This window comes from Peptoniphilus phoceensis (assembly GCF_001517665.2).
GTDB classification, from domain to species: Bacteria; Bacillota; Clostridia; order Tissierellales; family Peptoniphilaceae; genus Peptoniphilus_A; species Peptoniphilus_A timonensis.
Genome location: NZ_LN999809.1, coordinates 682,946 through 698,020 on the forward strand (window position 1 = coordinate 682,946; position 15,075 = coordinate 698,020).

The 15,075-nt window shown below is 30.4% G+C and carries 15 protein-coding genes; all 15 read right to left on the minus strand.

Features of this window, described 5'->3' with window-relative positions:
• Positions 1-54: 54 nt before the first annotated feature.
• Positions 55-2,298: a DUF3160 domain-containing protein gene (locus BN3657_RS07460; RefSeq protein ID WP_062552406.1), complete on the minus strand. Its 2,244-nt coding sequence runs from the start codon at positions 2,296-2,298 to the stop codon at positions 55-57.
• Positions 2,289-2,894 carry a hypothetical protein gene (locus BN3657_RS07465; protein ID WP_062552407.1) on the minus strand — a complete coding sequence of 202 codons (606 nt, stop codon included), beginning with the start codon at positions 2,892-2,894 and terminating at the stop codon, positions 2,289-2,291. The genes BN3657_RS07460 and BN3657_RS07465 overlap by 10 nt, the downstream gene beginning before the upstream one ends.
• A 197-nt stretch (positions 2,895-3,091) precedes the next feature.
• A complete protein-coding gene (locus BN3657_RS07470; RefSeq protein WP_062552408.1) occupies positions 3,092-5,176 on the minus strand; it encodes a bifunctional 4-hydroxy-3-methylbut-2-enyl diphosphate reductase/30S ribosomal protein S1 in 2,085 nt (694 codons plus the stop codon).
• Complete coding sequence (locus BN3657_RS07475; RefSeq protein ID WP_062552409.1) at positions 5,161-5,751, minus strand: lysophospholipid acyltransferase family protein; 591 nt, start codon at positions 5,749-5,751, stop codon at positions 5,161-5,163. The genes BN3657_RS07470 and BN3657_RS07475 overlap by 16 nt, the downstream gene beginning before the upstream one ends.
• A 3-nt stretch (positions 5,752-5,754) precedes the next feature.
• On the minus strand, positions 5,755-6,375 hold the full coding sequence (gene cmk, locus BN3657_RS07480) for a (d)CMP kinase (protein WP_062552410.1): 621 nt from the start codon (positions 6,373-6,375) through the stop codon (positions 5,755-5,757).
• Between the two features lie 89 nt (positions 6,376-6,464).
• Positions 6,465-7,655, minus strand: coding sequence for a BaiN/RdsA family NAD(P)/FAD-dependent oxidoreductase (locus BN3657_RS07485; protein ID WP_062552411.1), 1,191 nt, complete (start codon positions 7,653-7,655; stop codon positions 6,465-6,467).
• Positions 7,652-8,206: a tRNA (mnm(5)s(2)U34)-methyltransferase gene (locus tag BN3657_RS07490; RefSeq protein ID WP_062552412.1), complete on the minus strand. Its 555-nt coding sequence runs from the start codon at positions 8,204-8,206 to the stop codon at positions 7,652-7,654. Before BN3657_RS07490 ends, BN3657_RS07485 begins: the two co-directional genes overlap by 4 nt.
• Positions 8,203-8,910 carry a pseudouridine synthase gene (locus BN3657_RS07495; RefSeq protein ID WP_062552413.1) on the minus strand — a complete coding sequence of 236 codons (708 nt, stop codon included), beginning with the start codon at positions 8,908-8,910 and terminating at the stop codon, positions 8,203-8,205. The genes BN3657_RS07490 and BN3657_RS07495 overlap by 4 nt, the downstream gene beginning before the upstream one ends.
• Positions 8,907-9,434: an SMC-Scp complex subunit ScpB gene (gene scpB / locus BN3657_RS07500; protein WP_062552414.1), complete on the minus strand. Its 528-nt coding sequence runs from the start codon at positions 9,432-9,434 to the stop codon at positions 8,907-8,909. Before scpB ends, BN3657_RS07495 begins: the two co-directional genes overlap by 4 nt.
• The gene (locus BN3657_RS07505; protein ID WP_062552415.1) at positions 9,403-10,149 is read right to left on the minus strand and encodes a segregation and condensation protein A; all 747 of its coding nucleotides are present in this window, start codon (positions 10,147-10,149) and stop codon (positions 9,403-9,405) included. The genes scpB and BN3657_RS07505 overlap by 32 nt, the downstream gene beginning before the upstream one ends.
• A complete protein-coding gene (locus tag BN3657_RS07510; RefSeq protein ID WP_019138462.1) occupies positions 10,128-10,760 on the minus strand; it encodes a site-2 protease family protein in 633 nt (210 codons plus the stop codon). Before BN3657_RS07510 ends, BN3657_RS07505 begins: the two co-directional genes overlap by 22 nt.
• Before the next feature lies 1 nt (position 10,761).
• Entirely contained in the window at positions 10,762-12,063 is a 1,302-nt protein-coding gene (locus tag BN3657_RS07515) for a thymidine phosphorylase (protein WP_062552416.1), read from the minus strand.
• Positions 12,063-12,863, minus strand: coding sequence for a purine-nucleoside phosphorylase (locus BN3657_RS07520; protein WP_062552417.1), 801 nt, complete (start codon positions 12,861-12,863; stop codon positions 12,063-12,065). The genes BN3657_RS07515 and BN3657_RS07520 overlap by 1 nt, the downstream gene beginning before the upstream one ends.
• Positions 12,856-13,407, minus strand: a complete 552-nt coding sequence (locus BN3657_RS07525) for an NUDIX hydrolase (protein WP_019138464.1) — start codon at positions 13,405-13,407, stop codon at positions 12,856-12,858. Before BN3657_RS07525 ends, BN3657_RS07520 begins: the two co-directional genes overlap by 8 nt.
• Positions 13,408-15,069: a DNA repair protein RecN gene (gene recN, locus BN3657_RS07530; protein ID WP_062552418.1), complete on the minus strand. Its 1,662-nt coding sequence runs from the start codon at positions 15,067-15,069 to the stop codon at positions 13,408-13,410.
• Positions 15,070-15,075 lie beyond the last annotated feature (6 nt).

A 15,075-nucleotide genomic window follows, 5' to 3' on the forward strand; every position in this document is an offset into this window, starting at 1 on the left:
GTAATTTCAAATTTAAAAATTTAAAAAGAAAAAAGAGGGACTAGCCCTCTTTAACTATTCTTTATACATGCTTTCTTCATAATCTGGTCCATATCTATCAATTTCTATAGCTTTCTTTTCTTCTGTCACAAGGTCCTTGTACCAAGTTGGAAAATCTATTTCTTCATCGTAAACCATCTTTTGCCAATCTTCATCAGTAAGCCTTTCTTTGTTTAAAAATTCATAATAAGAGAAAGTCGCTCCCCTACCCATATAAAGCTTATCTTGGTGAGGATAGATTACAAAAATTTCTATTGGTTTACCTGTTCCAATGTGAGATATGTCTCCTTCTGGAAGACTCAAATTGTTCTCTACTACTCTCATTAGGTCAACTACTACTGGCATCCTCCTGTCAGTTGCATTTTGGATTTCATACCAATAAGAAATATTATTTTCATCAGATGACTCAACGAAGTCAACCATTATCCTTTCCATTTCTCCACCAATACATAACAAGTCAAATATTTCATCTTTTGTCAGTGGCTCATTTTGAAGTTCCTTTATAGAAATATCTCTAAATTTAATAACCATGGCTTGGAAGTTATTTATTTTTTCTTCATATTTTTCACTTAACATTTGGCGATCCTTTAAATTAACTTTTGTAAATTCAAGTAGCCAATTTAATTTTTCGTAAAGCTCAACATTTGGTTCAACATAGGATTTTGGAATTTCCATATCTCCTCCACCACCCATTTCTGCCATGAGAGCCTTGCCATATAGGACTGTGTCGTGTTTTAACTCTGCAAAGGAACCAAGAGCAGATACTAAATCCTTTCTTTCCCAAGCCTCATTTTTCATAAAGGTTGGATAGCCTTCGCCAAATTTTTGGTCATAGGACTTTAGCATCCATAGCCAGCCGCGATACATATTCTTTTGCCAATCTAAGTCTTCCATTTTTTTCACAGTTGAAATATTTTCTTCTGTTCTCTCTTGGTACTTATCCCAGTGAGAATTGTAAGGGTCTTCCTTTTGAATTTCCCAGGCTTTTTCATTTCCAAAGGCAGTCATTAGGTCTAGTCCAGAATAAATTGGTCTATCAGATGGCTTAGCCTCACTTGCAAGGTCAACGACATTTTGCATTAATACGCTATCCATAACTGCTCTTTGTGGCATAAATCTAAAGGACTTACCCATAAAACCTGCAACTTGTGGATCTGGATATTCTTTTAAAAGTTCATAGGCACTATTTAATTTTTTCTCATCATCTAACTTATTTATGTCAAAATCTTTTCCATAAACTCCATAAAGTGTCCTGGCATATTCTCTTATAGAAAGATCATCAGCAGATTCCACCATAAAGTCAATTGGTTCAACTAAATCTTCCCAAGTCTTTAAAATTTCAGGATTTTTATAAATTGAATGAGTAAGAAGTAGTCCTTGCAAGATACTGTCTTCATCAGCTTTTCCATCATTTTCAATAAATAAGCCAACTTGACCAAAATACATTGTACCCATAAAATATTTCTTCAGTTCTTCACTTCTAGTGTAGTGACCTCTTGGTTTAAGTTGTGAAAAATCTACGTCCCTTCCAGTGATAGCTGAAGAAGCAATTTCTTCTGAGCTTGCCTTTTTTATCTCTTCTTCATAAATCTTCTTGGCTTCTTCAGGTAAGTTTTCTGGTTCAATTCCCAAGAGCTTAAGGCCAGTTGCTATAAAGGCAATATTTTTAATTTGTATGTCTTTTAATTTTTCATTTTTTATTTCGCTTAAAAGTTCAATATTTTCTGCAAGTAAATTTTTATTTAATTCAATAGATTTTGGATATAGTTCATCTTTTTCCAAATTTCTCAAAAATCCATCATAAAAAACGTGAAAAATGTGAGTTACTGAATCAGTTGTGACAAAGCTTGACAAATATGTATACTCGTTATCTTCATAAATTTGGTGGATTTGGTCAAATTCATAATTCCAAGGCTCTTCCCAGTATTCATTATCCTCTAAGTTCTTTGGCTTAGTAATCACAAAAGAATTCCTTAATAGCATTTCTTTTTGGCTTTCAGTAAAATTTCCAAATTTAGAAAAATTTTCTACATTGGAAAAATCTTTCGCAATTTCATAATCTTCAAGGCTAGGTTTGAATTCTGATAGCTTGTAATCAATGTAAGTAGTTTTATTTTCCATTTCGTCTAAAAATTTAGTATCCTGCAGTTCAATCTTTGCAGCTTCTTTTTCTGGCAAAGCTCCCTTATCATTTTTACAGGCTGACAGAAGAGTAAGTGCCAAAAGTGAACTTATAAGTAGCTTTTTCTTTACTTCCATTTAATTTCATCTCCTTCTAAATATAATTCTCTTTCTATTCCATCTATTACAACTTTTTTCTCCTTGTCTAGAAATTTTGGCTCATCCTTTAAGACTGCGCTACTATAATTTCTCTCAACGGCAAAATTAGTCCAATCATAGACAGCAAATAGAAAATTTCCATCAATATTTTTTTCAATAGAAATTATTTCGTCGTAAGTGTCGTCATCAATGTCACATAAATTAAAATCTTTAATGGGATTGTATAATCTCGAAATTCTAAGTTTTGGCTTCAACTTTTCATTTTTAAAGTCAATATTGTACAAAAAACATCTCTTGTCAAACTTTTTATCAAAGGGAGTTTTTTTATAAACTCCAAGTGCAAGTTCCATCTCACCTCCATCAACATTGCCAAAATCAACTTTCCAAGCCTTTAAATCATCTACATCAATAAAGAATTCTTCGCCCTTATCTTTAATCTTTAATTCACTTCCAAATTTTCTATCATAAGAAATAATTTCAAAAGAAATATTATCTCTAGTTTCGCTATCTAAAACAGTTTCTTTTTCTCCCATGCAAGCTGTTAAAAAAATAAGTAAAAATAGTATGTACTTCATAAGATAATTATAACATTTAATTTAATTATTTAATTATATAAAGTATTATTTTAAAAATTTTTATATAAATAAGTCGAATTTTTACCTCTATTTAAAAATATAAAAACAAAAAAACCCAGGAAATTTTCCTGAGTTTTCTATAGTTTCAAAAGATTCTTTGATGAATTTCTTTATATTTAAAATTTAAATAAGAATTATTATTCATTATCTGTATTTTCTTCAGTTGCATCTTCATCGATTAGATCAGCGTCAAGATTTGCATCTGAGAAGTTAAGTCCTAGCATTTCTCCAATAGTCATGTTGAAGTCATCTTGTTTAGGTTCTTCAATTTTCTTTTCTTTTTTAGGAGCTTTTCTTTCTCTTCTAGGTTTTCTTTCTTTTGGTTTAGCTTCTTCTTCGTCTTTTTCTTCAGGTTCAATTAGAGCCTTGATTGAAAGAGAAATTTTTTGATTTTCTTCATCAATATCAGTTACTTTAACTGTAACTTCTTCGCCAATAGAAAGTTTATCTTGAGGTTTTTCAACGTGTTCTCTTGAAATTTGAGAAACGTGAAGTAGACCATCAACACCTTGTTCAAGTCTTACGAAAGCACCAAAGTCAAGAAGATTTACTACTTTACCTTTAACTACATCTCCAACTTTAACTTCTTTTGTAAATACATCCCATGGTTTTTCCATAGTTTGTTTTAGTCCAAGTGCAATTCTATTTTTTTCTTTATCTACATTAAGAACTTGTACTTTAACTACATCTCCAGGCGCTACAACATCTGAAGGGTGTTTAACTCTATTCCAAGAAAGTTCAGAGATATGGATAAGTCCATCTACTCCTCCAACATCTACGAATGCACCAAAGTTAGTTAATCTTTGTACAGTTCCTTCGATAATGTCTCCTTCGTGAAGCTTATCATATACTTCGTCACGAACCTTATCTAGTTCTTCTTGAAGTACATTTTTTCTTGAAAGAACAATTCTTCTCTTTCTCTTATCAAAGTCGATAATTTCAGTTTCGAATTCTTCTCCAATGAATTTGCTTAAATCTTTTTGGAATCTAACAGAAACATGAGATGCTGGTATAAATGCATTAAGTCCTCTGTAATCTGCAGTAAGTCCGCCCTTTACTTGGTTCTTAACAGTTACTGTTATATTTTCCTTGTTGTTATAAAGTTCTTCAACTTCATCCCAAACCTTCATGTCAGCAACTCTCTTTGTTGAAAGAACAACATTGCCGTCTCCATCATCCATCTTTAGAACATAAACGTCGATTTCTTGTCCTTGTTCATAAAGATCTTGAGGATTTACATCTGGTCCTCCTGCAAGTTCATCTCTTGAAATGATACCATCTGATCTGTATCCAAGATTTACCATTACTTCTGAATCAGTTATATATAAAACTTCTCCAGTTACTACTTCACCACGTCTAATTCTCTTAAAAGAATTATCAATGGCTTCCATCATCTCACCTTTGTCAAAATTTTCCATCCTACTAACAGCCTCCTTGATTACCGAATCCGGTGTGGATGCTCCGGCGGTAATACCTATTTTATTAAATTTTTTAAATATATTTAAATCAATATCTCTAATGGACTGAATTAAAAATACATTTTTACAATTTAATTTTGCAATTTCTGCAAGTTTTTTTGTGTTAGAAGATTTCTTGCCGCCTAAAACAATTATAGCGTCAACTTTTTTTGATAAATCCCTAACACTTTCTTGTCTCTCGAAAGTTGCATTACATATAGTATTATAAACTAAAACTTCATCTTTTGAAATATCTTTTATAATATTTATTGCTTTTTCGAAAAAATCTACATTATTTGTAGTTTGTGAGACCACGACAAGTTTTCCTTCAGGAACTTTTATATCTTCCAAGTCTGAAATTATTGTTGCAGAATCATTGCATCGAGAATTTATTCCCACCACTTCTGGGTGGTCTTGATTCCCAATAATTACTATATTATAACCTTTTTTATAGAAATTATCTACTATATTATAAACTTTTTCTACCTTAGGGCATACACAATTTATTATTTGGTTATTTTTTTCTTCTAGCTCTTTTAAAATGCTTTTATGAACTCCGTGACTTCTTATTATAACTTTTGAATTTTCTACATCTGTATCATCAATAGTTTTTACGCCCTTATCTTTTAAGTCATTTACTATTTTTTCATTGTGAACAAGATCACCATAGGAGTAAACTCCATCTTCTGCATTGTTAAAAGCCATTTTAACAGCTCTTTTTACACCACCACAAAATCCATATTTATCAGCTACAATAATTTCCATTTTATTTCATCACCATATACAATTCTCATTATGTCCTGAGAAATATTTTCTAAATCTTCATTAGAATATTTTATCTCTTTATTAATTTTTACAGGTTTTCTAAAATAAATTCTTGTCTTTCTAAAAGGCTTATAATCTCCTTCTATAAAAACTGGCAAAACTTCTGAATTTGTCTTTTGCGCAATAAGAGCAATACCTGATTTTATCTTTGTATAATCAATTTCCTTAACTCTAGTTCCTTCGGGAAAAATTCCAAGCACATTTTCACTTTTTAAGATTTTTAGAGATTTTTTTATTGCAGCAAGATCATTTCCCTCTCTATCAATGGGAAAAGCTCCAAGCTTTGTCAAAAATCCTCCAAATAATTTATTTTGGAAAAGTTCTTTCTTTGCCATCCAAAAAATTTGTCTGTCAAAAACTGCAGATATGGCAACAGGATCAAGATTGCTCTTGTGATTTCCACAAATTATAAGTCTCTTATTGCCTTGCGGAATATTTTCTTTTCCTATAACTTCAATCCTATAAATGTGTTTGGCAATAAATCCCACAATACTTTTTACAGTAAAATAAAACATATCTCACCTTTTAATATAAGAAATTATCTTTTCAATTGTTTCTTCTGCATTTAAATCTGTACTGTCAATTAAAATTGCATCATCAGTTTTAATTAGAGGAGAATTTTCTCTGTGGGAGTCATTGTAATCTCTCTTTTTTAAATCTTGTAAGATTTCATCAAAACTTGCCTTATTATCCTCTAATTGCTTAAATCTTCTCATAGCACGAGTCTCTACATCTGCTGTCAAGAAAAATTTATATTCAGCATCTTTTAATACAACAGAACCAATATCTCTTCCTTCCATAACAACATCTCTGTCATTTGCTATTTCTCTTTGCATTTTTACAAGATAATCTCTAATGATTTTCTTTTTTGACATTTCAGAAGTCTTATTAGAAATTTCATTTTCTCTAATTTCCTTTGAGACATCTTTTCCATCTAAAAATATTTTATCTCCATCAAAATTTATTTCAGTATTTTTAAGTATTTTTTCATAATCACTTTCATCTTCATTTAAAAGTTTGAGAGTAATTGCCCTATACATTGCTCCTGTATCAATATATAGAACCCCAAGTCTTTTTGCAATTTCCTTTGCAAGAGAACTTTTGCCAGATCCCGCTGGTCCATCTATTGCAATTTTCATTTTTTACCTCCAAAAAAAATCACTACTTCCTGTATTGAACTGTAGTGACTTTTATCATTATATTTTATTTTTCAAAATAAGTAAAGATATTATAAATTAATCCCACAAGAGTAAGCTGTTGAATTTGCAATTTGAATATTAAATCCACCAGTTAGTCCATCAACATCAAGAAGCTCTCCAATAAAGTAAAGCCCCTTAACAAGTTTTGACTCCATTGTTTTTGGATCAATATCTTTAACATCAATGCCGCCACTAGTAACTATGGCCCTGTTAATGTCATCAAACCCATCAAAAATAAGTTTAAAATTCTTAATAGTTTTTATTAAATTTTCTCTTTCTTCTTTAGTTATTTGATTTACTTTTTTGTCAGGATAAATTTTTGCAGCATCTAAAATATAAGAAATTAAATCTTTTGGAAGAAGTAACTTCAATACATTTTCAATATTTTTATTTTGATTTTCACTAAAATCTCTCAAAATTCTATTATCTAATTTTTCAATTGACAGAGCTGGTTTTAAATCAAGATAAAGTTCAAAATTATTTAATCTATTGAGTTTACTTGAACTTGTAAGGACAATTGGTCCACTAATTCCCCTGTGGGTAAATAAAAGTTCGCCAAATTCTCTTGAAATAATTTTTTTATCTTTTTCTGCAAAGAGTTCCACGTTTTTTAAGCTAAGTCCTGCTAAATTAAAATTATTGGCTAAATTCATAGCAATAAGTCCTGGTCTTGCTTCCACTATCTTGTGTCCAAATTTTTCTGCAAATCTATATCCATCTCCAGTTGAACCAGTTAACTTGTATGAAAGGCCACCAGTTGCAACTACAATCTTGTCGAATTTTTCTTTTCCATTTATTATAAAACTTTCTCCATCTTTTTCTATGGATCTAACTTCAGTATTTAATTTTATTTCAATTCCAAGTTCTTTTAATTTTTTCTCATAGGCTTTTATGACGTCTGAAGATTTGTCACTTGCTGGAAAAACCCTATTTCCCCTCTCAACTTTAAGAGGAAGCCCTAATTCTTCAAAATAATAATAAGTTGTAAAAGGTGATAGAGAATAAATAGAAGAATACATAAAAGATTTATTGTTTACGATATTTTTTAAAAAATCTTTTTCATCTGTGTAATTTGTTAAATTACATCTTCCCTTTCCAGTTATAAATAATTTTTTTCCTAGTTTTTCATTTTTTTCAAAGAGGACAACGTCGTGTTTTTCTCCTGCTTTTATGGCACACATCATGCCAGCAGGTCCTCCACCAATTATTCCTATCTTCATTTTAAAACCTTCTTTTCAATTAAATAGACAATTGGAGGATTATGAGCTTGGTTGTAAAATTCTCTCTTTTCAACTTTAAATTTCTTTTGGTCCAAACTTTTTAAAAATTCGTCAACTCCTTCTCTTTCTTCTAAAGAGTTAACATGTCCAAGATAAGAAACCACAATAATAATTCCAGCTTCATTGATTTTATCTGTTGCTTTTTTTAAGGATTTTAAAGTGGAATCTCTTAGGGTTGTAACTTTTTTATCAGAACCTGGTAAGAATCCAAGATTATAAATCGCAAGATCAAAGCTCTCTATCCTGTCAATATTTTCATGAGAATCTAAAAAGAGTTTAAAGTTTTTATAATCTTTTAACAATTCTTTTGTCTTTTCTATTGCTTCTTCTTGAATGTCAAAGCCATAAACAAAGCCACTTTCTCCAACAGCTTTTAAAAGCTTTAAAGTGTCATTTCCCTTGCCAAGAGTACAATCGACGGCAATTTTTCCTAAAAAATTATGAGATAGGACCTCATCCACTATCTCAAAATATTTTTCCTTTACTATCATTTTAATCCCTTTAGATATTTTACTTCTTTTTCATTGAGGTATCTATAATTTCCAACTTCTAAGTCTAGAAGTTCAATTTGACCCATGGAAATCCTCTTTAATTTTTTTACCTTGTGACCAACATAGTCAAACATTCTCTTCACTTGATGATTTTGTCCTTCAAAAATTTCAATTTCTAGGATTGAATCTTGTTTAAAAGATTTTAAAATTTTTACATTTGCAGGAGAAGTTTTTAAATCTCTAATGTCTAGTCCCTCTCTCAATAGTGAAAGTTCATGTGCATTTGGCCTTCCTTCTACAGTCACAATATATTTTTTTCCAATTTTATATCTTGGATGCATCATAATATTAGCTAGTTCACCATCATTTGTTAAAAGAACCAAACCGCTTGTATCTATGTCAAGTCTTCCCACAGGATAGACTCTGTAATCATCTGGTACAAGATCTGTTACAGTTTGTCTATCTTTTTCATCATTAGCACTTGTGACAACGCCAATAGGTTTATTCAAAATCATATAAACTTTTTTAGCCTCTAAAGTAAGTCTTTTCCCATTTAGATAAACTCTATCAACATTTGGATCGATTTTAGTGCCAAGTTCTGTCACGATTTTATCATTTACTTTAACAAGTCCATCTTTTATAAATTCCTCGCACTTCCTTCTCGATGCAGCCCCACAATGAGCCATGTATTTTTGTAATCTCAATTAGATTCCTCCTCTAATTCTTTAAGGTCTGGTAGTTCTTCCAAGTTTTCCATTCCAAATTTTTGTAAAAATTTTTCAGTTGTGGAATATAAGTTAGGGTGACCAATCCTATCTAGCTTTCCAGAAATTTCTATTAAGTTAAAATCCAAAAGCCCCTTTATTGTTGAGTCGCAATTAACTCCTCTTAATTCCTCAACCTCAAGTTTTGTAACTGGTTGTTTATAGGCAATTATAGAAAGAGTTTCAAGAGCAGGCTTTGAAAGATTTTTTTCATTTTTTTCTTTAATTAAATTCTTTAAATAAGGTTCATTTTCTTGTTTTGTTCCAAGTTGAAATTTACCATCAACTTCTCTAAGTCTAAGACCTGAAGTTTCATTTTTATAATTTTCTTTCATCTCTAATAAAATCTCTCTAGTATAGTCACGTCTCAGTTCTAGAGTGCTTGCCAAATCATCTATACTTATTGGATCACCCCAAATAAAAAGAATTGATTCAATTATTGATTTCAGTCTGTTCCTGTCCATTATATTCTCTCTCTTTAATCAAAATATCTGCAAAATTATCACTTTGATTTGCATAAATGTATTCATTCTTAATAAGTTCTAACATTCCCAAAAAATATGTGATTACATCAACTTTATAAACTATATCCACTAATAAATCGCTAAATTTAATATTTTTATTTTTGTGAAGAGCAAGTTTTATCTTTCTAGTAGCATCTTCAACTTTAAAGTATTCTCTCTCAATGCCAACAACTTCCTTATCCTTATACCTCTTTAAAATATTAAAAAATGCAAGGGAGAGTTTATCAACATTTGAATCCTTTAAAAAGTCCATTTCACTCATAGAAAAAATTTCTGTCCTAAGCTTGTAAAAAGACTTGGATTCATACTCTTCTTGAATTTTTAAAATTTCTGAAGCCTCCTTATATCTTTTATATTCCAAAAGGCTCTCAACTAAATCTTGTCTAGGATCTTCTTCCACTTCGGCCTCTTCATCAAGGGCTTCTTTTTTTGGAAGGAGCATTTTTGATTTTATTTCTAATAAAGTTGACGCCATTAAAATAAAATCTGAAGTTAGAGTTAAATTTAGCTTTTTCATATTTTCAATATATTCTAAAAATTCTTCAGTAATTTTAAAAATTGGTATGTCATAAATATCTATTTCATTTTCTTTTATTAAATCTAAAAGAAGATCCATTGGACCTTCATAAGTTTTTAAAACAATATTGTATTCCATAAATTAATTCCCACTGAAATAATTCCATTAATTATTCCATAAATAATAGGTCCAATAAATTTATCAACTATTCCAGAAAAAAGCATAATAACTAAAATAAAGTAAAAATACTTTTCGTATTTATAAAATTTATATTCTATTTCTTCTGGCAAAAGTGTAGCCAAAACCTTGGAACCATCTAAAGGTGGCAAGGGTACAAGATTAAAAACACCAAGCATAATATTGTACCAAAAAATTGATGAAAATAATGGTACTAGAGCTGATGATTTATAATTTAAATAGACTAAAATTATTCCTGAAATAAATCCAAGAACAAAATTTGTAAAAACTCCAGCAAGAGATACTAAAAGAGAAGAAACTTTTCTATTTCCCTTAAATCTATAGGGATTAATAGGAACGGCCTTAGCCCATCCAAATCTAAAAATAATCATGGAAATTAAACCCACTGGGTCAATATGATTTAGTGGGTTTAAACTAAGCCTTCCATCATCTTTTGCAGTTGTATCTCCACAGAGATATGCTACATAACCGTGAGCTATCTCGTGAGGAATAATCGCCACCATTAGGGCAATTATATTAATTATAATTGATCCTATTTCTAAGTTTTTCATCTCAATCAATCTCTTCTAAAACTAGTTCATAAGATTCTTTTTTGTCAGAAAAAGTATAGGCATTTTTAATTCTTTCAATAGCAGAATCAACTTCATTTTCTTTTTCAGTATAAATTGTGGCAAGTTTTTCTCCCTTTTCCACAAAGTCTCCAACTTTTTTGTGAAGATAAATTCCTGCACTCAAATCTAGAACATCGCCCTTTTCATGTCTTCCTGCACCTAAATCTCTCGATGCAATCCCAATTTCTATTGCTTCAATTGATTTTACATAAGCTGATTCTTCTGCATAAATATCTTTTATTATTGAAGATTTTTTAAATTTATCTGTATCATCAATATAAGTTTTATCTCCACCTTGAAGTTCTACCATTTCCTTAAATTTTTCAATTGCAGATCCATCCTTAATTTTTTCTTCAAGAGTTTTAACTGCCTCTTCTTCTGAATCTGCAATTCCTTCCATTAGCATTAGTTTTGCACCAATTCTCAAGGCTATATCTTTAAGATGACCTTCCTTTTCTCCCTTTAAGATATTTATAGCTTCAATAACTTCAAGACTATTTCCTATTGCATCTCCAAGAGGTTCATTCATACTTGTGATAATAGCCTTTGTATTTCTGCCAAATTTTTTGCCAAGTTCTACCATTAATTTAGAAAGTTCTACAGCTGATGGCACATCTTTCATAAAGGCACCATTTCCAACTTTTACATCAAGTACTAGGGCATCTGTTCCAAGGGCAATTTTCTTTGAAAGTATAGATGATGCAATTAAACTTACATTATCTACAGTAGCTGTTGCATCTCTTAGGGCATATAAAAGTTTATCAGCAGGCACAATATTTTCTGTTTGCCCAATTACTGCTATATTTGATTTTTTTAAAATTTCTATAAAATCTTTTCCGCCAATTTTGATATCAAATCCTGGAATTGATTCTAATTTGTCAAGGGTTCCACCAGTGTGTCCTAGTCCTCTGCCACTCATTTTTGCAAAGACAAGTCCCACTGAAGCCAGCAAAGGTCCAAGAACTAAAGTAACAGTATCTCCAACTCCACCTGTTGAATGTTTGTCAACTTTAGATCCAGGAACTCCTGATAAATCAACAGTTTCTCCAGAATCAATCATAGCTTTTGTAAGATAATAAGTTTCATCTAAATTTAATTTATTAAAATAAACTGCCATTAAAAAGGCTGAAACTTGATAATCAGGAATTTCTCCCTTTACATAATTTTCTATAAAAAATTCTATTTCTTCTTGACTTAAAACTTTATTTTCTTTTTTCTTTTGTATAATATCTAAAAAATTCATCAAATTTCCTCAATGATTTCAATTAATAATTCTTTAAATTTGCCTGCTACTTCTTTTCCCACTTCAACAACTTCTGTGTGATCAAGTGGAGTGTCTAATATTCCAGTAGACATATTAGTTATTGTTGAAATACCTAAAATTTTAAGGCCTCTATGTCTTGCAAGAATTGCTTCCGGAACAGTACTCATTCCAACAGCATCTGCCCCTAAAATTCTAGCCATTCTAACTTCAGCAGCAGTTTCATAAGATGGACCAGTAAAATACATATAAACACCTTTTTTTACATTGATCCCAAGTTTTTTTGCAGAATTTTCTGCCACTTCAACAAGTTCCTTATTATATAAATCTGTCATATCTGGAAATCTCGGTCCAACTTTTTCATCATTTGGTCCAATTAGAGGATTCTTACCCATTAAATTAATGTGGTCACTTATAATCATTAAATCAGCTGGTTCAAATTCTTCATTAACTCCACCAGCAGCATTTGTTAAAATTATTGTCTTTATTCCAAGACCTGCCAAAACTTCAATAGGATAAACCACGTCTTTTATATCGTAACCTTCGTAGTAATGAATTCTTCCCTTCATTACACATACATTTTTAGAATCTATTTTTCCAAAAATTAATTTTCCATCATGTCCTTTTACAGTAGAAACTGGAAAACCAGGTATTTCCTTGTAAGGAATTTCTATTTTATCTTCAATTGTGTCTGCGAAATCTCCCAATCCTGAACCAAGTACTATTCCAATTTCTGGCTCGTTTTTAATTTTTTCTTTTATATAATTAATTGATTTATCCATTATTCCTCCTAAAGTTCTTGTAATATAAAATTGCAGCAAGACTCTTTGCATCATTTATTTCACCTAAACTCACAAGTTTTAGTGCTTCTTCAAATTTTACTTTTTCTACAGAAAGATGTTCAAATTCATCAAGGTCTTGATCTCCTAAAGTTAAGTCCTCTGCATAAAAAATAAATAATTTTTCATTTGTAAAACCAGGAGAAGAATAAATTTCTGCAAGATATTCCGATTTATTGGCATCATAACCAGTTTCTTCTTTGAGTTCACGAAGAGCGGCTTTTTGAGGTTCTTCTCCAAAATCTACCATTCCAGCTGGTATTTCATAAATTTCTTTATCTATTGCCTTTCTGTATTGCTTTATTAAAATAATTTCGTCATTTTCAGTTATAGCAACAATGCCAACAGATGGATGTCTTTCAACAATTTCCCTTTTTGTATATTTTTGACCCTCCATCTCAACAGTATCAACTCTAAGTTGCAGAACCTTTCCATCAAATATTTTTGTGGATTTCATAGTTCTCTCTTCATAATTTGATTTTGTCATTTAATCACCAATCATTTCCTTTGCAGTTTCAATTGCAATTTCACTAACATTTATTCCGCCAATTAATCTCGCAACTTCACTAACTCGCTCATCGTAATTTAATTTGTCAATTGTAGAAATTGTGCTGTTGTTAACTACATCTTTTTTTATTGCAAAATGAGTATCAGCAAGTGCAACAATTTGTGGTAAGTGAGAAATTACTATAATCTGTCTATCTCTTGCAAGTTCTTTTATCTTGTTGCCTACAATTTGTGCTGTCCTTCCACTTATACCCGTATCTATCTCATCAAACACAAGCGTTGGAATATCATCTTTTTCTGCTATTATGCTCTTAAAACCAAGCATAATTCTTGACATTTCGCCACCAGATGCAACCTTTGCCATAGGCATCAAATCTTGACCAAGGTTTGGAGCAATTAAAAATTCGATTTTGTCAATTCCATCTTTGGAAAGCTCTTTTTTACTTATATCAATTTTAAATTTTGCATCTTTAATATTTAATTTTACAATCTCTTCTTCAACTTTTTTCTCTAAAACTTTTGCAGTGTCTATTCTATTTTGACTTATTTTTTCTGCAAGAAGAAGAGCTTCCGCTTCCATATTTTTAATTTTATTTTGAAGTTTATTTAAGTTATCTTCATAATTTTGAAGAAAGTTAAGTCTCTCACTTATATCACTGTAAAATTTATTTATAGCTTTTACATTGTTTCCGTATTTTAATTTTAAATTATTGACTAAGTCTATCCTCTCTTTTAAGTATAAAAGCTTTTCTTCATCAATTTCACTAGAATTTACATATCTATCCAATTCTTTTGCAATATCAGAAATCCTATATCTAATATCCTCTAAATCTTGTTCAACTTCTTTTAGATCTTTGTTGTATTTTGAAACATCAACTATATTTGCAATTATTATATCGAGAATATCTTCTAAGGAACTGCTTTCATAAGATTCATTAATAAGAGATTTGGCTTCAGAGAGTTTCACAAGAGTGTCTGTCATATTGTTTAAATAATTGAAATCATCATAAAGTTTTTCGTCATCATAGTCTGTTAAAGCTGCATCTTCAATTTCATGTATTTGATATTCAAGAAGATCAATTTCTCTATCCTTATTTTGTTCAAGCATTGATTTTTCATGATATTCATTTTTTAAATCATTAATTTCTTGAACTACATCTTTTAAATTTAAAAGTAAATTCTTTTGTTCCTTTGCAGAAAAATCATCAATTAATTTTAGTTGATTTTTGTTGTCCATTAATGAAATTGACTCATGTTGAGCAAAAATATCGATAAGATGAGTTGAAATCTTTGATAAAATTTGAGATGTAACAGTTCTGTTATTTATCCTTGTAATTGATGGTCCCTTTTCTCTTATTTCCTTTGATACAACAATTAAATCCCCTGATTCTATCCCATATTCTAATAAGAGATCTTTGGTTTCTTCGTCATAAGAAGAAAAAACTGCTTCGATAAATGCCCTGTCTTTTCCTTTTTTTATAATATCTTTGTTGACCCTTTGACCAAGCACTAGTCCCAGAGAGTCTATGATGATTGATTTACCTGAACCAGTTTCCCCAGTCAAAACATTTAGACCAGATTCAAACTCAATTTTCATATTTTCAATTATTGCAAAATTTTCGATATTTAACTCTAAAAGCATATTTCA